At 72.6% G+C, this 17,706-nt stretch carries 15 protein-coding genes and 2 pseudogenes; 5 read left to right on the forward strand and 12 right to left on the reverse strand.

Annotated features, from left to right (window positions below):
- Positions 1-111: 111 nt before the first annotated feature.
- From QFZ71_RS29725 to QFZ71_RS29740, 4 genes are all read right to left on the reverse strand, one after another.
- Positions 112-732: a hypothetical protein gene (locus QFZ71_RS29725; RefSeq protein WP_307671241.1), complete on the reverse strand. Its 621-nt coding sequence runs from the start codon at positions 730-732 to the stop codon at positions 112-114.
- 67 nt (positions 733-799) lie between these two features.
- Positions 800-1,420 (reverse strand): L-threonylcarbamoyladenylate synthase, encoded by a 621-nt coding sequence (locus tag QFZ71_RS29730; protein WP_307671242.1) that lies wholly within the window; start codon positions 1,418-1,420, stop codon positions 800-802.
- Positions 1,421-1,547: 127 nt separating this feature from the next.
- On the reverse strand, positions 1,548-2,564 hold the full coding sequence (locus tag QFZ71_RS29735; RefSeq protein WP_307671243.1) for a hemolysin family protein: 1,017 nt from the start codon (positions 2,562-2,564) through the stop codon (positions 1,548-1,550).
- A complete protein-coding gene (locus QFZ71_RS29740; RefSeq protein WP_307671244.1) occupies positions 2,561-3,898 on the reverse strand; it encodes a hemolysin family protein in 1,338 nt (445 codons plus the stop codon). Before QFZ71_RS29740 ends, QFZ71_RS29735 begins: the two co-directional genes overlap by 4 nt.
- Before the next feature lie 595 nt (positions 3,899-4,493).
- Between QFZ71_RS29740 and QFZ71_RS29745 the strand changes: the two genes are divergently transcribed.
- A complete protein-coding gene (locus QFZ71_RS29745; protein ID WP_307671245.1) occupies positions 4,494-4,925 on the forward strand; it encodes a hypothetical protein in 432 nt (143 codons plus the stop codon).
- 150 nt (positions 4,926-5,075) lie between these two features.
- The gene (locus QFZ71_RS29750; RefSeq protein WP_307671246.1) at positions 5,076-5,243 is read left to right on the forward strand and encodes a DUF6381 family protein; all 168 of its coding nucleotides are present in this window, start codon (positions 5,076-5,078) and stop codon (positions 5,241-5,243) included.
- Here the strand turns inward: QFZ71_RS29750 and QFZ71_RS29755 are convergent.
- Positions 5,240-6,181, reverse strand: coding sequence for a MerR family transcriptional regulator (locus QFZ71_RS29755; protein ID WP_307671247.1), 942 nt, complete (start codon positions 6,179-6,181; stop codon positions 5,240-5,242). The genes QFZ71_RS29750 and QFZ71_RS29755 overlap by 4 nt on opposite strands.
- Before the next feature lie 308 nt (positions 6,182-6,489).
- On the opposite strand from QFZ71_RS29755, the gene QFZ71_RS29760 reads away from it, so the two are divergent.
- A complete protein-coding gene (locus QFZ71_RS29760; RefSeq protein ID WP_307671248.1) occupies positions 6,490-6,990 on the forward strand; it encodes a GNAT family N-acetyltransferase in 501 nt (166 codons plus the stop codon).
- 7 nt (positions 6,991-6,997) lie between these two features.
- On the opposite strand, the gene QFZ71_RS29765 is transcribed toward QFZ71_RS29760, so the two are convergent.
- The 3 genes and pseudogenes from QFZ71_RS29765 to QFZ71_RS29775 form a co-directional block, all read right to left on the reverse strand.
- Positions 6,998-7,741 (reverse strand): transporter substrate-binding domain-containing protein, encoded by a 744-nt coding sequence (locus QFZ71_RS29765; protein WP_307671249.1) that lies wholly within the window; start codon positions 7,739-7,741, stop codon positions 6,998-7,000.
- Between the two features lie 135 nt (positions 7,742-7,876).
- Positions 7,877-8,389: a DinB family protein gene (locus QFZ71_RS29770; protein ID WP_307671250.1), complete on the reverse strand. Its 513-nt coding sequence runs from the start codon at positions 8,387-8,389 to the stop codon at positions 7,877-7,879.
- Positions 8,390-8,478: 89 nt separating this feature from the next.
- Positions 8,479-10,125, reverse strand: a pseudogene (locus QFZ71_RS29775) (polysaccharide lyase 8 family protein); the annotation flags it as partial.
- On the opposite strand from QFZ71_RS29775, the pseudogene QFZ71_RS29780 reads away from it, so the two are divergent.
- A pseudogene (locus QFZ71_RS29780) lies at positions 10,119-10,244 on the forward strand (carbohydrate ABC transporter permease); the annotation flags it as partial. The pseudogenes QFZ71_RS29775 and QFZ71_RS29780 overlap by 7 nt on opposite strands.
- A gap of 47 nt (positions 10,245-10,291) precedes the next feature.
- A complete protein-coding gene (locus QFZ71_RS29785) occupies positions 10,292-11,278 on the forward strand; it encodes a hydroxyacid dehydrogenase (RefSeq protein ID WP_373465220.1) in 987 nt (328 codons plus the stop codon).
- A 455-nt stretch (positions 11,279-11,733) separates the two neighbouring features.
- Here QFZ71_RS29785 and QFZ71_RS29790 read toward each other — a convergent pair whose 3' ends face one another.
- The 4 genes from QFZ71_RS29790 to QFZ71_RS29805 all read right to left on the reverse strand — a co-directional run bounded on the left by QFZ71_RS29790 (position 11,734) and on the right by QFZ71_RS29805 (position 17,694).
- On the reverse strand, positions 11,734-12,603 hold the full coding sequence (locus tag QFZ71_RS29790) for a class II fructose-bisphosphate aldolase (protein WP_307671252.1): 870 nt from the start codon (positions 12,601-12,603) through the stop codon (positions 11,734-11,736).
- A gap of 57 nt (positions 12,604-12,660) precedes the next feature.
- The gene (locus QFZ71_RS29795; protein ID WP_307671253.1) at positions 12,661-13,548 is read right to left on the reverse strand and encodes an SIS domain-containing protein; all 888 of its coding nucleotides are present in this window, start codon (positions 13,546-13,548) and stop codon (positions 12,661-12,663) included.
- A 172-nt stretch (positions 13,549-13,720) separates the two neighbouring features.
- On the reverse strand, positions 13,721-16,567 hold the full coding sequence (locus tag QFZ71_RS29800) for a DUF5682 family protein (RefSeq protein WP_307671254.1): 2,847 nt from the start codon (positions 16,565-16,567) through the stop codon (positions 13,721-13,723).
- Positions 16,564-17,694 carry an AAA family ATPase gene (locus QFZ71_RS29805; protein WP_307671255.1) on the reverse strand — a complete coding sequence of 377 codons (1,131 nt, stop codon included), beginning with the start codon at positions 17,692-17,694 and terminating at the stop codon, positions 16,564-16,566. The genes QFZ71_RS29800 and QFZ71_RS29805 overlap by 4 nt, the downstream gene beginning before the upstream one ends.
- Positions 17,695-17,706: the final 12 nt, after the last annotated feature.

Raw genomic sequence — 17,706 nt, forward strand, 5'->3', positions numbered from 1 at the left:
ACCCTGCGCCGCGCCCCGCCCCTTCGCATCCCCGGCCCGCCCCGCAGGCGACCGGACCCGAGAGGGATCGCGGACGGCCCCCGCCCCTTCCCCGAAGGGCCACGGCGGTCCCTACCGCTTGCCGCCGGAGAGTTCCACCGTTGTGGTGACGCGCACCACGGACGGGCTGCGCGGGGCGGAACCGAAGCCGAAGGCGACCGGCGGATCGAGCGGGCCCAGCCGCCCCAGAGTCACCCCGTCCAGCACGGCCTCGGCCGACACCACCGGACGCAGCCCGCGCGCCCCGTACCACTCCCGCCGGCCCGGTCCCGCGCGGCCCAGGGTGCGTACACCGGGCATCAGCAACCGGGCCGGCACGTCGCACAGCGCGGCCCAGAGCGGACTGCGGACGAGCGGGGCCGGCACGGCGGACAGCAGCAGGCCGAGGGCGGACGGGCGGCCGGCTCGCAGCCGCAGGCGCAGCGTGCCCGCCTCGACGACCCAGGTCTCCCCGGTGACGGCGACGGCCACAGGGACCACCTCGACACGGTCGAAGCGGTAGGTGGCGGCGACGAAGTCCGCGATCCGCCGGGACGGGGCCGGCAGCACCCGTTCGCCGTCGGGATGTTCGACCATCACGTCGCTGAACGCCCCGAACGGGGAACGCGGCCAGTGCCCGACCACCAGCCGGGTGCCCGAGCCGGTGCCCACACCGGCGATCCAGCCGTCGAACCGCAGTCGCTCACCCGTCACGCCCGCCAATCTGCCCCGCCGCGCACGTCGGAGGAGACCCGACGAGCCGTACGGCGCGCCGCACGGGCTACTCGAAGCGGGACGTGTCCCCGGCACCGCGGCGCACGATCTCGGGCTCGTCGCCGGAGAAGTCGATGACCGTGGTCGGCTCCGTGCCGCAGTCACCCGAGTCGATGACGGCGTCCACCTCGTGGTCGAGCCGCTCCTTGATCTCCCAGCCCTGCGTCATCGGCTCGTCCTCGTCCGGCAGCAGCAGCGTGCTCGACAGCAGCGGCTCACCGAGCTCGGCCACCAGCGCCTGGGTCACCACGTGGTCGGGGATGCGCACGCCGACCGTCTTCTTCTTCGGGTGCAGCAACTGACGGGGCACCTCCTTCGTCGCCGGGAGGATGAAGGTGTAGCTGCCGGGCGTCGCCGCCTTGACCGCCCGGAACACGTCGTTGTCCACGCGGACGAACTGCGCCAGCTGCGCGAAGTCGTGGCACACCAGCGTGAAGTGGTGCCGGTCGTCGAGGTTCCGGATCGACCTGATCCGGCCGATGGCGTCACGGTTGCCCAACTGGCAGCCCAGTGCGTAGCACGAGTCCGTCGGGTACGCGACGAGCGCGCCGGACCGGATGCTGTCGACCACCGTGCCGATGGTGCGGGGCTGGGGATTCGCGGGGTGCACGTCGAAGTACTTGGCCATTCGCCGAGCTTACGCGCTCGGGCACGGGCGGCCGAGACCCTCTGCCGGGAAGCAGGGGAGGCGGCCGTGGCACCACGGCCGCCTCTCGTTCCGCTCGGGTCACCGGCGTCCACCGTTGGCGGCCCGGTCAGACCGCGGCGGCCCCCACCAGCTCGTCCAGCACGTCCTCCATGGTCACGAAGCCGATGACCGTGCCCTTGTCACCGGCCACCGCTGCGAGGTGGGTACCGGCGGCACGCATCGCCGTGAGGGCGTCGTCGAGCGGGGTGTCGATCTCGACCCGGATGACGGGGTGCAGCGCGCTCTTCGGCAGCGCCTCGGCGCGCTCCGCGACACCCAGGGCGTCCTTGATGTGGAAGTAGCCCAGCAGACCGTCGTCGGGGCCGGTGACCGGAAGCCGGGAGAAGCCCGAGGAGACCGCGGCCCGCTCCAGCCCCTGCGGGGTGATGCCCAGCTCGACGGTGACGGTCCGGTTCAGCGGGACCATCACCTCGCCGACCGGCCGGGTCCCGAGCTCCAGCGCGTCCTGGAGGCGCTCCCCGTCGGCCGGGGCGAGCAGCCCGGCATCGCTGGAGTCCTTCACCAGCCGTACGAGTTCGTCGTCGGTGAACACCGAGGCGACCTCGTCCTTCGGTTCCACGTTGAGCAACCGCAGCAGTGCGTTGGCGAAGGCGTTGATGCCGAAGATGACCGGACGCAGTGCCCGTGTCAGGGCCACCAGGGACGGCCCCAGGGCCAGCGCGGTGGCGACCGGGGCGGCCAGCGCGATGTTCTTCGGGATCATCTCGCCGATGAGCATGTGCAGATACGTCGCCAGGGTCAGCGCGATGACGAACGCGATCGGGTGGACCAGCGCCTCGGGCACGCCGACCGCGTCGAACGGCGGCTCCAGCAGATGGGCGATGGCCGGCTCCGCGACGGCGCCCAGCACCAGCGACGAGATGGTGATGCCGAGCTGAGCGGTGGCCATGGCGGCCGACAGGTGCTCCAGGCCCCACAGAGTGCTTCTGGCCCGTCGGCTGCCCTGCCTCGCCTGCGGCTCGATCTGGCTGCGGCGCACGGAGATCAGCGCGAACTCCGCGCCCACGAAGAACGCGTTGGTGAGAAGGGTGAGCGCGCCGATGGCGAGCTGGATGGCGGTCATCGGGCGTCCTCCTCCACGAGGGCGAGCGCCGGGGCGGGCGCGGTGATCCGGACCCGGTCGGCCCGGTGGTGCTCGATGTCGAGCACGTCGAACTGCCAGCCGTCGACCTCGACCCGGTCCGCGCGGACCGGGATGCGGGCCAGCTGGTTGGCGAGCAGACCGGCGAGGGTCTCGTAGGGGCCCTCCGGCGCCCGGAAGCCGATCCGGTCGAGCTGGTCCAGCCGGATGCTGCCCTCGGCCTCCCAGACCTGGCGGCCGTCGCCGAGCGGCTCGGCCGGTGCGAGGTCGGGGCGCTCGTGGGGGTCGTGCTCGTCGCGGACCTCGCCGACGACCTCCTCGACGATGTCCTCGACGGTGGCGACGCCCGCCGTACCGCCGTACTCGTCGATCACCACCGCCATCGTCCGGCGCTTGCGCAGCTGCGCCAGCAGCCGGTCCACGGGCAACGAGTCGGGCACCAGCAGCGGCTCGGTGGCCAGCGCCGTGACCGGGGTCCGCGCCCGCTCGGACTCGTCCAGGGCCAGGACGTCGCGGATGTGGACCGTGCCGATGACCTCGTCCAGGCTGTCGCGGTAGACCGGGAAGCGGGAGAGGCCGGTGGCCAGCGTGAGATTGGCGGCGTCGGCGGCGGTGGCGTACGCGTCGAGTGCCCGGACGTCGACGCGCGGCGTCATCACGTTCTCCGCGGACAACTCCGCCAGGTGCAGCGTACGGACGAACAGCTCGGCCGAGTCCTCCTCGATGGCGCCCTCACGGGCGGAGTGCTGGGCGAGCGCGATCAGCTCCTGCGGTGTACGGGCGGAGGCCAGCTCCTCGGCGGGTTCCAGACCCAGTCGCCGCACCGCGCGGTTCGCGGTGTTGTTGAGGTGCCGGATGAGCGGGGCGAAAGCCGCCGTGAACACCCGCTGCGGGGTCGAGACGACTTTGGCGACCGCCAGCGGACTGGAGATCGCCCAGTTCTTCGGGACCAGCTCACCGACGACCATGAGGACCACGGTCGAGACGGCCACACCGACGAGGGTGGCGACCGTGGAGACGGCGCCGGCCGGAAGCCCGACGGCCTCCAGCGGACCGCGCAGCAGCACCGCGAGGGACGGCTCCGCCAGCATGCCGATGACCAGAGAGGTCACCGTGATGCCGAGCTGCGCGCCGGAGAGCTGGAACGTCAGCCGCTTGGCGGCCTTGAGCGCGCTCTCGGCACCGCGCTCTCCGGCCTGCGCGGCCCTTTCGAGCTCGCCGCGCTCGATGGTCGTCAGCGAGAACTCCGCCGCGACGAACACCGCACAGGCCAGTGTCAGCGCGAGGGCGAGGAGAAGCAGGGCCACTTCGCTCACCGTGTCACCTCCGTCCCGCGGTGCGCAGGGCCAGGGATGACACGGTTCCTACTGGGAGGCTCACCCATTGCGGTGCCGCAGCTCCTTCTCTGTTCGGTCGTCGGGATCGACGGTGCGGGACGCGTGTGAACCCGCCCCATAGATAGTAAAGGGAACGCAAAGCAAACGGGAGTGCCGATCGTCACACGGAGTGCGCCACGGGTCTCGGTACGGCGTTGCGCCCGAACGTCGCCCGGAGGAAGTCCGGCTCCGGTTCCGCGCGGTGGCGGGGGAGCGCGGGCACCCGAGGGCGCCCGCCGTGACCCTCATGGCCGGAACGGTGCGTGACGGTCCCGGCCTCGGGGAGCCCCGCGACGTCCGGAAGCTTCCGCGGGATCGATGACGACCTCCGCGCCGCACAGGTCGTCATCGAGGCGGACAGGCGCGCCGAGACGGCCGGGTCCGATCCGTCGGAGTGTGCCCCTGCCCGCCGCGGAGGTGGGGGAGGAAGCCACGGCGGCGGCTGTTCGCCGTTCCGGGCGTTTCCGGCGGGTGTACGGGAAGCCGGAGTAGGAAGCTGGGAAGCGAACGGCCGCCCGTGTGGACAAGGAGCCCCATGAACCACCGACCCCGGACCGATGCGGGGCACCAGCGCCCCGAAGGCGTCACCGACGCGACCGTCGAGGCGCTCGGGGCCCTGTCGAAGGCCCTGGAGACCGCCGAGCGCGCCCGCGGCGCCCTCTACGACTTCCATCAGCTCACCGGAAGTGCCGACCTCGCCCTCGACGACGCCGTCCGGTTGCTCCGCGCCGCAGGACACGGAGAACAAGCCGAGCGGGTCGAACGGGAGATCCTCGGCCGTAACGTCATCCCTGGACACTGGACCTTCCAGATCGTCGAGGAGTACAACACCACCTACTACGACGTGTTCCGGGCGATCGAACGCCGGATCACGGAGGAGCTCGCACAGGGCCGCGACCACCTCTACGAGGCCGAGATGAAGGCGGCCCGCCGGACCGTCGGGCACCCGGACCACAGCGCCGACTGACGGGCGGCCGCGTCCTGCCGGAACACGCCTCCCTGCCGTCACCGACCGTAGCCGCACGAGATGCGGAGCGGACCGGTTCCGGTGACGCTGGGGCTCCGGTCGCGCACGCACCCCCGGTTGCCGACGGAGGCCCACGACGGAGGACGGCCCATGGACCCGTACGACAGTCCGGTGGAGCGGGCGCGCCGCACCCGTGAACGCGCCGAAGAGCTGGGCCGCGCCGCCGACCGGGCCACCGACCCCGAGCACCGGCAGCGGCTGCGGGAGAAGGCCCTGCGGCTGCTGCGCGAGGGACCGGCCGATTCCCGCCCCTCCTAGGGGGTGTTCGAGGAAGCGGTCGACTCGTGGGCGGTGAGTTCTCCGGCCAGTTCCAGGCAGCGCAGACGGGCCGGGGAGAAGTCGTAGGGCATCTTCCCGACAGCTTCGATCGCGCTCATGGCCTTCTGTTCCCCGGAGCTGTGGCCGGCCTCGTCCTCGCCCTCACCGGCGGGCGCGGGGTGCACGGAGCCCCAGGAGTCGAAGAGCGCGTCGTCGCTCTCCGCCAGGCCGGAGTCCTCGATGACGGCGTGCAACGCCTTTTCGAAGGCGTGCCGTTCGGCCGCCAGGCTGGCCACGCGGGGGTCATCGACAGCGACCGTGTCGTCGAGTGCCTGCTCGGCCGCGTCCACGCGGTCGGACTCCTCCCGCAGATCCGGATGGGTGGCCAGGGCGATGAAACGGCTTGCCTGGAGGGCCGCTCCGAGCGGTCCGAAGATCCGCTCGGTGACCAGCAGGCCGTCCAGGTCCGCCTGGCGCAAGGAGCCTTCGGGCAGGCCCTTGAGGCGGCTGGTGACGAAGTCGGAGAGCAGACCCACCCTGCTTCCCTCGGTACGCATGCGCCGCACGGCGGTCTGCTGCCGCCGCAGTTCTGCCTCCCGGGCGAGAAGGGCTTCCTCCAGCCGTTCCAGGGTGCCCGCGATGCCGTCGTCGGTGTCGGTGCCGGCCGGGGCCGTGTCGGCGAAGGCGTCACGGATGTCGTCCAGGGCGATTCCGGCGTCGGCCGTCCTGCGGACCCACAGCAGCCGAATCATGTCCTCGTAGCCGTAGCCGTAGCCGTAGCCGTAGCCGTAGCCGTAGCGGCGGCGGCCGTCGCCCCGCACGGGCTCGGGGAGCAGACCGATCTCGTGGTAGTGACGGATCGCCCGCGGCGTGGTGCCGACGAAGGCCGCCGCGTCACCGATCATGACCTGGCGCGGCGCGGTGAAGGACGAGAACATGGGTGGGGGCCTTCCTCGATGGGGCGGGACGTGAGTACACCGGACCACATACCGCTACGGAAGCTGCAACCCGAGACACTCCGTCCGGCGTCCATGCCGGGAGAAGCGCCCTTGGCCGCACCGTTCGGCCCGCCCGTCAGGACAACCGCGCGAAAGCGGCCAAAGCCGCAGCACCTTGACCATCACGGTGAGGCGCGTGCGGGGGCGGCCCACCCCGGAACACGGCCTGCTCCCCTCCGGAGATCGTCGGGCGTCCGTGCGGGAAAGCCGATTGCCCGCGTGGCCGCCGCCCGGTAGCGTCCCGCGCCGTGACCCCCACCCTGCGCACCGACCGACTACTGCTGGAGCCGTACGTCCCCGAGGACGAAGAGGACTTCGTCGCCCTGTTCCAGGACACCGACGTGTCCCGGTGGATGGGGGACGGCCCCTCCACCGAGGCCGAGGACCGGGCTCTGTTCGGGCGGGTCTTCACCAAGGTCTACGCGCGGGACCTGTTCGACGTCTGGGCCGTCCGCCGTGACGGACGGCTGATCGGGCACGCCGAGATCAAGCGGACCGACGCCGTCGACGGTCACGAGGTCGTCTACGCGCTCACGCCCGCGGTCTGGGGGAGCGGCCTGGGGACCGAGCTGGCGCAAGCCGTCGTCGCCCACGGTTTCGGCGCCCTCGGCCTGTCCGAGATCCACGCCACCGTCGCCGCCGAGAACAAGGCGTCGCTGACCCTGCTGGAGCGCATCGGCTTCGAACACGTGAGGGACGTCGAGGAGGACGACGGCAGCACCACGCGTGTGCTGACCCGCCACCGCTGAACCGCAGTCAGCCCGCGGGCGCCACGATCGCTCCCCCGATGCCGTGGCGCTCCAAGGCGTTGGCGACGAAGCCGTCCGCCTTCATCTCCTCCACGAACGAGGCGAGCAGCTCCAGCGCCGCCGCCCCTCGCCCGGCGGGGAGTCCCATGGCCTGCCTGATCACCATGAACCGCCCCGGCAGCACCCGTACGCCCTCGGCCCGCGCGGCTTCGGCCTTCAGCAACGGACGGATACCGGCCGCCACGTCGACCTGACCCGTGCGCAGGGCCGCGAGCGCGCGCGGAGCGCCCTCCAGCCGGACCACTTCGGCCCGGCGGATCTCGCGGGTGAGGAAGAGGTCGTAGGCGGACCCGGCGCCGACCGAGATCCGGGTGCCCTCGCGGTCCACCTCACCGTTCTCGGTGACCGGGGACGCCTCCCGTACGAGGTACCCGCCCTCGATGAGAACGTACGGGGCGGTGAACCGCAGCCCCTCGCTCCGGGCGGGGTCGACCGCGAAGAAGCCGATGTCCGCCCGCCCGGCCCGTACCGCGTCGACCGACAGCGCCGCCCTCTCGAAGGCCACCAGCTCGACGGGCACCCCGAGGCGCTGCCCGAACGCGCGGGCCAGGTCGACGGAGACGCCGGCGGGTTCGCCGCTCATCCGGTCGCGGTGGGCGAGGACCGGATTGCCGAGGTTGACCGAGGCGCGGAGGGCGCCGCCGGGCGCGAACGCGGACACGAGGGTGGAAGGCGTGGGCTGCTGGGGCATGACGCCGAGTCTACTAGCGCGCCGGCCGGGGTCGAAGGGAGCAGGAGACGGCTTCCGCGCGGGCGAAGGATGTTCGGGACGTATCCGTCACGCCCGGCGGAAGAAGCGGGCCGGGGGCGGCCGCCACCTGCGGGCTCAGGCCCCCACCGTCCCGTCCACGCCCTCCCGGAGCAGGTCCGCGTGGCCGTTGTGGCGGCCGTACTCCAGCAGCACGTGCACCATCACCATCCGCAGCGAGACCTCCTTCTCCCAGCGCGGCTGACGTCCCACCAGGTCCAGCGAGGCCGCCTCGCGCTCGATCCGGCGTGAGTTCTCCACCTCGGCCTGCCAGGCGGCGAACGCCTCGGCGCGGGTCGCGGTGCTCGCGTCGTACGCGGCCTGGAAGTCGAAGGGCTTCTCCGACCAGACCATCGGGGCCGTCTCGTCCTCGAACACCCTGCGGAACCAGGCGCGTTCCACCTCCGCCAGATGCCGGACGAGCGACAGCAGCGACAACGTGGACGGTGGCATCGACCGCTCGCGCAGCTCCTCGTCGCCCAGCCCCGCGCACTTCATCGCGAGGGTGTCGCGCTGGTGGTCGAGAAAGGCCCGCAGTGTCGCGCGCTCGCTCCCCAGGAGTGGAGGTGCGGTCCGGTCGTCAGTCGTCATGATGCTCCCCAGTCCGTATGCAGGCCGACAGTATGACCGGGCGGCGTGCGGCCCGCCCGGAGCGGGCCGCACGGCCTGATCAGCAGGGGTCAGGGCAGCCGCACCTTGATCGCCTGGGTCGCCCCGCGCGTCCCGGACAGATCACCGAGGACGAGGCGCAGCGACGCTCCCGTGGCCACCGATGTCACCGTCGCGGGCTTCGACACCACCGAGGCGACGGCCCGGTTCCAGGTCAGGGTCAGACCCGTCCGCATCCGCATCCGCATCGGGTCGCTCACACACACGGTCGCCGTCCCGTCGGTGTGCTCGGTGACCATCACCGAGCACGGTGCGTCCGCCACCAGCGGTCCGACGCTGCCGCCGAACCAGAAGTTGACCGCGGTCAGGCCGAGCGAGGGCACCGCCACCCCCTGCTGGGCGCCGGTGTTGGCGAGCACCCGCAGCCAGCCGGTGTCCGCCGCCCGTGCCGCCGTACGCTGCTCGGACGCGCCGGGCAGGAGCTGGTACGCGTACGTACCGGCCGAGGGGTCCTTGCCGTGGTCGAACCAGAGGGTGAGGTACTTCCGGGAGACCGGTTCCGTGGAGCCCCCCGTGTCGATGTCGCGCCAGCGGCCCGTCCGGTTCTCCCGGAGCGCCTTCACGCCGGCCCCGCCGGGGAACACGTAACCGCCGTGCCCGGCCAGATACGCCCAGGACGCCCCGGTGAGCGTCGCGGACCAGGGGACGGTGACGGGTTCGGCCGAACCGTCGACGGTGAAGGGGGCGTTGCCGGCCGGCCCGAGGCTGCGGTTGTCGACGGTGGTCTCCACGAGCGCGCCGTCGCGGCTCCGGATGCCCGCCCCCAGGCACACCACGGTGTCGTCCAGGAAGAACCACGACTTCTTCGCCATCAGCGTGCTGGACAGGCCCTTGAGGTACTGGCCCACGGCCGCGCGCTTCTTGTCGGTGACCCCGCCGACCCAGTTCACGTCGGGGAGCGAGGCGCCCCAGTCGCCGCCCGCGCCGTTGGCGAGCACCTTGCGCGAGGCCGTGGTCCCGGGAAGCCGGTACGGGTCGACGGTCGGCCAGAAGGCGTCGCTGTACTGGCCGTTGGCGAAGGTGTCGCCCCACCAGGAGAGCATCCCCGACCCGGTGTGCCATCCGCGCGGGTTCTCGCCGTTCCCGGTCTCGTAGTAGGCGATCCGCCGGTCGGCCATGCTCAGCGACGCCGCCCAGCCCGGATGGCGGTGCGTGGACCGGGCCATGTCGGGGAAGAGCCGGTGGCCGTCCGGCTCGGGGACCGGCGTGAGGGAGGTGTCGTCCAGGACGTTCTTGATCCGGGCCGGCGCGGTGATCCCCAGGGAGGGATTGCCCAGCGGCGGGCTGTAGTGGTCGCGCTGCGCCCAGCCCTTGACCAGCGACCGCCAGCGGGTGTCCTCGGCGGCCGACGCGCCCTGGCCCAGCAGCACGATGGAGGCGAGTGTCGGGTGGCCGCGCCGGTGGTCGTCGCTCTCGCCGCGGCTGATGGCGCGCCCCGCGACGGCGTCCATGACGAGGCCGTTGAAGAGGAACGGGGCCCAGGCGTTCTCCACCGCGTCGAAGACCACCTGCCGCTTCGGGTCGGTGACCTCCCAGCTGCTCCCCTTCAGCAGCGCGAACAGCATGCCGAGCCCGCCGAGCATCACCGATCCGTAACTGCCGGTGTAGGGCACGGTGGTGTGCTGGATGAACGAGCCGTCGGCGTAGAGCCCGTCGCCCGGAGCTCTATCCGCTGGTCATCATCGGCTCGCTCGTCGCCGTAGTCTCCCTGATCGTCGCCTTCCTCTGCCTCCAGCGCTTCTGGCGCTCGGGCCTCACCGCAGGAGCCGTCAAGTGAACCACCCCGCCCCGCGCCGACGGACCCGCCCCCGCACCGTCCTGGCGATGAGCGGCGAGACGCGGACGGCGGTCCTGACCCCCGCCGCCCTGGACCGGCTCGCCCGCGTCGCCGACCTCGTCCCCGGCCTCCTGGTCACCGACTTCGGCGCCGACGACCCCGCGCAGCGCGGCGGACTCCGGGAAGCCGAGGTGCTGTTCACCGGCTGGGGCTGCCCGCCCCTGGACCCGGCGGCCCTGAGCGCCATGCCCCGGCTGCGCGCGGTGATCCACGCCGCCGGATCCGTCAAGCACCACATCACGCCGTACGTCTGGGACCGCGGCATCGCCGTCAGCACCGCCGCCACGGCCAACGCCGTCCCGGTCGCCGAGTACACGGTCGCGGCGATCCTCTTCGCCAACAAGAGCGTCCTGGAGAGCGCCCGCGTCTACCGCCGGGCGCGCTCGCGGGTGAACGTCCTCGAACGCTTCCCCGGCATCGGCAACTACCGCCGCACCGTGGGCATCGTGGGCGCCTCCCGCATCGGCCGCCGCGTCGTGGAACTGCTGCGCCCCTACGACCTGCGCGTCCTGATCCACGACCCGTACCTCGACGAGGCGGACGCACGGGCCCTCGGCGTGGAACGCGCCGGACTCGACGCGCTGGTGGCCGCGAGCGACGTCGTGAGCATCCACGCCCCCGAACTCCCTGCGACCCGCCACCTCTTCGACGCGCCGACGCTGGCCCGGATGCGGGACGGGGCGACTCTCGTCAACACCGCGCGGGGCTCCCTGGTGGACACCGACGCCCTGGTGGAGGAACTCGTCACCGGACGGCTCAACGCCGTGCTCGACCACACGGAACCGGAGGTCCTGCCCGCCGACTCGCCCCTCTACGACCTGCCGAACGTGCTGCTCACCCCGCACATCGCCGGGTCCCAGGGCGGCGAACTCCACCGGCTGGCGGACGCCGCCGTCGACGAACTCGAACGGTACGCGCACGGACTGCCGTTCGCCCACGCGGTGGACCCCGGCGTCCTGCACCAGCAGGCGTGAGCCGTTCCCGTCCCCACCCGCCGTTCCCGTCCCCACCCCTCGTACCCCTCCTCGGGAGACCCGCCCCGTCCCGTACCCGCCGCGTGTTCGTCGTCGGCATCGACGGGGTACGCCCCGACACCCTGTGGCGCGTGCCCACCCCGCACCTCGACGCACCGGCCGACGGTGGCGGACGGAGCGAGCGACCGCTCCCAGCCCTTCCCGGCCCCGGTCCGAAGGCGGCCGCACGGGTTGGGCCCTCCCGCCCGAGGCGTGTCTCGCGGTCGAGGACAACCCGACCGGGATCGCCGCCGCCTCGGCGGTGGGTCTGCCCGGACCTCACCTGCCTGCCGCGCGAATGGGGTCAGTGGGAGCAGGGTGGGGCGCCGACGGCGGGAGCCCGAGCGATCTGACGCGAGGGGGGCGCCGGGGGCCGACGGGCATCGCGCCCCCGGCCCCCGGCGCCCCCTGTCGTGTCACGCGGCGTGCGCACGACCCGAGGGAAGCGCCGAGATCATCCGGGCGACCGTCGCGGCCATCGCGTCCCGGCCGTCCGCCAGATACCGGCGCGGGTCCACGCTCCGGTCGTCCCGCGCCAGCCGCTCCCGTATCGCGGCGGTCAGCGCGATGTTGAGCGCGGTACCGATGTTGACCTTGCGGATCCCGCCCGCGACGGCTCGGGACAGCTCTTCGTCGGAAGCCCCGGACGAACCGTGCAGCACCAGCGGAACCGGTACGGACTGCCGCAGCCTGCCCAGCAGAGCGTGGTCGATCACGGCGTCCCGTGAGGTCATGGCGTGCGAGGTGCCGACCGCCACCGCCAGCGCGTCGACCCCGGTGGCCGCGACGAACGACCGGGCCTCCTCGGGGTCCGTACGGGCACCGGGGGCGTGGGCGTCCAGCGCCGGCTCGCCGTTCTTCCCGCCGACCTGCCCGAGTTCGGCCTCCAGCCACAGCCCCCGTTCGTGCGCCCAGACGACGGCGGCGCGGGTGGCCGCCAGATTCTCGGCGTACGGCAGCCGGGCGGCGTCGAACATCGCCGAGCTGAAGCCGCAGTCGGCCGCGCGGTGCAGGAGCTCGGCCGACTGCACGTGGTCGAGGTGCAGCGAGACGGGAACGGCGGCCTGGGCCGCCACCTCCGCGGCGGCGCGCGCGAGCGGGCGCGGACGGCCCCGGTGGTAGGCGACCGCGTTCTCGCTGATCTGGAGGATCACCGGCGACCCCGCGGCCTCCGCGCCCTCCGCGATGGCTTCCGCGTGCTCCAGGGTGATGACGTTGAACGCGGCGACCGCACGCTGCTCCGCGTCGGCATCGGCGATCAGTTCGCCGGTGGCGGCGATGGGCATGGTGACTCCCGGATGGGGGACTGGGTACCGGTGGGCGGGGAAGAGGCGGCCGGGCCGTCAGGCCGTGGTGCTGAGGATGACCGAGCGGGTGAGGTGGCGCGGCCGGTCCGGGTCGAGACCGCGGGCCTCGGCGATCGCCAGCGCCAGCCGCTGCACCCGTACCAGCTCCGCCAGCGGGTCGAGGCCGCCGGCCACCCAGCGGGCGCCGGTCGCGTGGACCTCGTCCATCAGCCCGGAGGGGGCCTCGCCGAGCATCCACGTCGCGGTGGACCGGGTGGAGATGCTGATCGGGCCGTGCCGGTATTCCATCGCCGGGTACGCCTCGGTCCAGGCGAGCGCCGCCTCACGCATCTTCAGCGCCGCCTCGTTGGCGAGGCCCACGCTCCAGCCCTGCCCGAGGAAGGTGAACTGGCCGCACTCCGTCAGCCCGGCCGGCAGCGGTTCGGCGAGCGCCACCTGCGCGTCCTCGACGACCGCGTCGGTGTGCAGACCCAGATGGGCGCGGAGCAGGGTCAGCGCCGAGGTGGCGAAACGGGTCTGCACGACCGACTTCTCGTCGGCGAACTCGAGCACGATCGTGTCGTCGGCCATCGCCGCCATCGGAGTGTCCGGGTCCCCGATGACGACCGTGCGGCGGGTCGTGTCACCGATCCGCGCGAGGAGTTCCAGCACCTCCGTCGTCGTACCGGAGCGGCTCAGCGCCACGATCCGGTCGTACGGGCGGCCCGCCGGGAACTCCGATGCGGCGAACGCGTCGGTCTCGCCCTGGCCGCTGCCCTCGCGCAGGGCCGCGTACGCCTGGGCCATGAAGTACGACGTCCCGCACCCGACCACGGCGATGCGCTCGCCGGCCGCCGGCAGCCGGTGGGCGAGACCGTCCGCCATGCCGGCGGCCACCTGCCAGCAGTCGGGCTGGCTGGCCAGCTCCTGAGCCACGTGCGTCATCTGTGCTCCCTGTCCCACGCTAGCAATGCTCGAAGCTGCATTTTAGGCGTGCATTTCAAGCAATATCAAGCAGACGATGGGGCGGGGTCGTCATCCGCCGGGCCGGGTCGGGCCGCTGCGGGCACGCCGATGCGGCGCCGGGCCTGTGGGCCCGGCGCCGCATCACCTCGTCTCAGACCTCCGTGAGCAGCGACTCCCACGCGATCGCGGTGGCAGGGTGCAGCCCCACCAGCTCCGCACCCGCAGGAGCCCCCGCATCGGCGCCGGGAGCGGCCCACGTGCCGTCGCAGCCGAGCAGCCCCGCCACGGCGTCCAGCGACGACGGATGGGCGAACAGCAGAGCGGCCCCACGGCCCCCGCCCCCACCGGCGACCACCGGGCCGCCGACCGGAGCAGCGGCTTGCGGAACCTCACGCCACGGCGGCACCCACGCGTCCAGCGCCGCGAGGCGGGCCGGGAAGATCCGCCCCGCCTCGCGGGTCAGCAGCGGGGCGAGTTCCGCCGCCCCCGCGCGCAGCGTCGTGATCAGACGCGGCAGCCAGGGCAGCAGAACCCGGTCCGGCAGCCTCCCGAACGCGTTCGACACGGCCTCCACCACCACGTCCGCCAGCCCCGGCACCGGCACCAACGCGTGGACGAAGCCGCTGAGATAGCGCGGGTAGGCGGGCACCACCATCGGGTTGGCCAGCAACGCGCCGCAGCGCTCCCTCAGCTCGGCCCGCGACAGCGCGCCGAGCTGGACCTGCGCCGCCCACAACAGAGCCGTCCGCTCCGGATCCGTGGGGCGCGACTGCGCGACGGCCAGCTCCAGCTGGGCCCGGTCGCACCCGAGGGACAGCGCAAGGCTCTCCATCCCGAACAGGAAGCCGAGCATCGCCGCCACCTGCCCCACGGTGGCGTCCTCGTCCGTGAATGCCATCGGCAGCAGTGTGCAGTAATGCGCGTAACCGGCCTTCACGAACGCTTCCACCCACGGCGGCAGCACCGGCTCGGCGGTCCGGTAGTACGCCAGCAGCCCCCGCACCCGGCGCAGCACCTCCGGTGCCCCGTCCACGGTCCGCTCGGCGGCCAGGACCTCCAGCGCGTGCGCGCCCAGCTCGTCGGCGAGACGCCGGCTGCGGAGGTACAGCGTCGCGTCCTCCACAGCGGCGAGGACGACCGCGGCCGTCGCCCGCGGCCCGTACGCCTCCCTGCGCAGCCGCTGCTCCAGGACCTGCTCGATGCTCACCCCCTCGTACCCCAGCTCGATGAGCGCCCGCTCATGGGTGCCCAGCGCCAGGTCCCAGGACTCCTGGATCGACCGCTCACCGAGCTTCCGCTCACCCATGATCGGCCGGGCCGCGCCGTGCGGCAGCAGTCGGCGGAGCATCCACAGCACATCCGAACAGGCCCCCAGCTCCGGGTGGGAGTCCATGTCCAGCAGGGCCCGCCGCACGCCGCGCTGCTGGAGCTTCAACCCCAGCGGCGCGAGCCGGTCGTGCACGTCGCGGGCCAGCGGCGGCAGCGCGTCGTAACCGACCCGGCCGATCCGGTCGCCGCCCATCATGATCTCGACGAGCCGCCGCACGTCGCGCCGGCCCGGCACCGCGTCCTTCTCGATGCAGGTGACCGCCGCGTCCTGGAAGTCGTACGGAGTGGGCTTGGCGCGGTCCCGCATCCCGGCGAGCAGGATCGACGTCTCGAACACCGCGATCGCGTCGGCGGTGGACGCCGCATAACCACTGCGTCGCGCCGCGCGCACGATGTCCACCGACCAGCCCAGCAGCTCGGCCTCGTCCAGCGTGTCGAGGACCGGCGGCTGCCGCAGGAACCCGGTGAGCCGGTCCGGGGCGGTGTCCGGCGGGGGAGCGGGGACGGCCGGGACCGCCGCCTTCTTCGCCGCGCGGGACTTCTTCGCACCGTCCTGCCCGGCCAGCCGGTACGGCCGCACCCCGGTCCGCTTGAGGTTCTTCGCCCACTGGGTCGCGGCGATCGACACCGAACCGGAAGCGAGCCCGAACTGCGCCTCGATCGCCGCGTGACTCGACGGGATCAACCCGTGCTGCCAGGTGGTGGCGGAGCGCGGCGGGATCGGATACGACCCGTCGCCCGCCACCCCGAACTCCTCGACCCGGCTGGCCGCGTGGAACGCGCCGCACACATACAGGCAGTCCTCCGGATCCGCCCCGCTCGCCGCCAGGTGCTCGCGCATCCGCGTCCACATGTACCGCTCGCGGTCCTCGTCCACCCGGACCCGGTCCCGGTCACCGGGGGCGAGCCGACGGAACAGGCTGCCCACGAGGAACATCACCTGGCGGTAGGCGTCGTGGTCGCTGCTGCCGAGCGGCACCTCGACGTACTGGTGCCACCACTCCGACCAGTGCCGGACCTTGCCGTGGCGCAGCAGATGCTCCTCCAGCTCCGCGAAGCGCGGCCGCAGGTCGCCGATCTCGACGCCGACCGCCTCGCCGTGCAGCGCGGCCTCGGGCTCGGGCGTACCGTCCGCAGGAGCGGACGACTCCTCGGGGGCGCGTCCGCCGTGGCGGGTGTCCCACTGGAAGACGTGGTCCGAGGACCGGTCGACCAGGACCAGTTCGACCCCAGGAGTGTCCAGAGCGTAGGCGATGGCCTGGTACTCGGCGGACGCCTCGGTGATCGGCGCGACGACCGACAGCGGTGCCCACTCGGCGGGGAACCCGTCCACCTCGCTCGCGAACGCCTGGACCGCCACCGGCAGACGGCAGTTCCGCAGCTCGCCGAGGAGCGGCGCCATGTCCTCGCACAGCTCCAGATACACGACCTTGGGCTGCTTCTCGCGCAGTCGGCGCGCCATCGCGAGCGCGGAGGCCGGCGAGTGGTGGCAGACCGGGAAGATCTCCAGCGGCTCGCGCACCGCCCGGTCGACGTCGTCGACCATGCCCAGGAGGATGCCCTCCAGCGCGTCGGGCCCGCCGGCGAACGCCGCGGCCGCCTCGTGCAACTGCCCCCGCAGCGCGGCGAACGACGTCTCCCCGGGGGTGTCGGTGGGGGACCCGCTCATGACAGGGTGGCGATCGTGTCGCGGCCGCCGTCCAGGAACTCCGGCCAGGAGCCGCCCTCCTGCTTGCTGCGCGGTTCGACGACACCGTGCAGGTACTTGTTGAAGATGGCCAGGTCCTCCGGGTCCCGCCGGGTCAGCGAGCCGACGAGCGAGGACGCCAGGGTCCGGGCGGTCAGCGTGCGCTCGCCGAAGAAGTTGCTGTGCAGGACGGCGTCCTCCAGCACACCGATCTGCTCCGCCGTCGACAGCGACGACTCCAGCTTCTCGTCGTCGCTGCCCGCCGCGGCGGCCGAGGCCCGCAGATCGGCGAAGCTCTGGAGCAGCACATCGAGCAGTGTCGGCGGCACGTCCAGGTCGATCGCATGGCGACGCAGCAGCTCCTCCGTGCGGAAGCGGACGATCTCCGCCTCGCTCTTCCGGTTCGTCACCACCGGGATGCGGACGAAGTTGAAGCGGCGCTTCAACGCGGACGACAGGTCGTTGACGCCCCGGTCGCGGCTGTTGGCGGTGGCGATGATCGAGAAGCCGGGCTTGGCGAAGACGATGTTGTCACCCGCGTCCGCGCCGTCGCTCTGCAGCTCCGGCACCGAGATGTACTTCTCCGACAGGATCGAGATCAGCGCGTCCTGGACGTCGCTGGTGGAACGGGTCAGCTCCTCGAAACGGCCGATGGCGCCCGTCTCCATCGCGGTCATGATCGGCGACGGGATCATCGACGCACGCGACTGCCCCTTGGCGATGACCATCGACACGTTCCACGCGTACTTGATGTGGTCCTCGGTCGTACCGGCCGTGCCCTGCACCACCAGGGTGGAGTTGCGGGAGATCGCCGCGGACAGCAGCTCCGCCAGCCAGCTCTTGCCGGTGCCGGGGTCCCCGATGAGCAGCAGACCGCGGTCGGAGGCCAGGGTGACGATCGAGCGCTCGACGAAGCTGCGGTCGCCGAACCACTTCTGCGAGACCTCCCGGTCCAGGCCGTCGGCCCGCTCGGACCCCAGGATGAACAGCCGGACCATCTTGGGGGAGAGCCGCCAGGAGAACGGCTTGGGGCTGTCGTCGATCGACTCCAGCCAGTCGAGTTCCTCCGCGTACTTGATCTCGGCGGGGGCACGCAACACGTCGGACATGGGAGGGCCTTT

This window comes from Streptomyces sp. V2I9, from assembly GCF_030817475.1.
GTDB lineage: Bacteria > Actinomycetota > Actinomycetes > Streptomycetales > Streptomycetaceae > Streptomyces.

Excerpts from the sequence above, each read along its gene's own strand:
- QFZ71_RS29795 (WP_307671253.1), bottom strand. The coding sequence starts at position 13,548 with ATGACGCACGTGGCTCAGGAGCTGGCCAGCCAGCCCGACTGCTGGCAG.
- QFZ71_RS29805 (WP_307671255.1), bottom strand. The coding sequence starts at position 17,694 with ATGTCCGACGTGTTGCGTGCCCCCGCCGAGATCAAGTACGCGGAGGAA.
- QFZ71_RS29790 (WP_307671252.1), bottom strand. The coding sequence starts at position 12,603 with ATGCCCATCGCCGCCACCGGCGAACTGATCGCCGATGCCGACGCGGAG.
- QFZ71_RS29745 (WP_307671245.1), top strand. The coding sequence starts at position 4,494 with ATGAACCACCGACCCCGGACCGATGCGGGGCACCAGCGCCCCGAAGGC.
- QFZ71_RS29735 (WP_307671243.1), bottom strand. The coding sequence starts at position 2,564 with ATGACCGCCATCCAGCTCGCCATCGGCGCGCTCACCCTTCTCACCAAC.
- QFZ71_RS29750 (WP_307671246.1), top strand. The coding sequence starts at position 5,076 with ATGGACCCGTACGACAGTCCGGTGGAGCGGGCGCGCCGCACCCGTGAA.
- QFZ71_RS29730 (WP_307671242.1), bottom strand. The coding sequence starts at position 1,420 with ATGGCCAAGTACTTCGACGTGCACCCCGCGAATCCCCAGCCCCGCACC.
- QFZ71_RS29755 (WP_307671247.1), bottom strand. The coding sequence starts at position 6,181 with ATGTTCTCGTCCTTCACCGCGCCGCGCCAGGTCATGATCGGTGACGCG.
- QFZ71_RS29800 (WP_307671254.1), bottom strand. The coding sequence starts at position 16,567 with ATGAGCGGGTCCCCCACCGACACCCCCGGGGAGACGTCGTTCGCCGCG.
- QFZ71_RS29785 (WP_373465220.1), top strand. The coding sequence starts at position 10,292 with ATGAGCGGCGAGACGCGGACGGCGGTCCTGACCCCCGCCGCCCTGGAC.
- QFZ71_RS29765 (WP_307671249.1), bottom strand. The coding sequence starts at position 7,741 with ATGCCCCAGCAGCCCACGCCTTCCACCCTCGTGTCCGCGTTCGCGCCC.
- QFZ71_RS29770 (WP_307671250.1), bottom strand. The coding sequence starts at position 8,389 with ATGACGACTGACGACCGGACCGCACCTCCACTCCTGGGGAGCGAGCGC.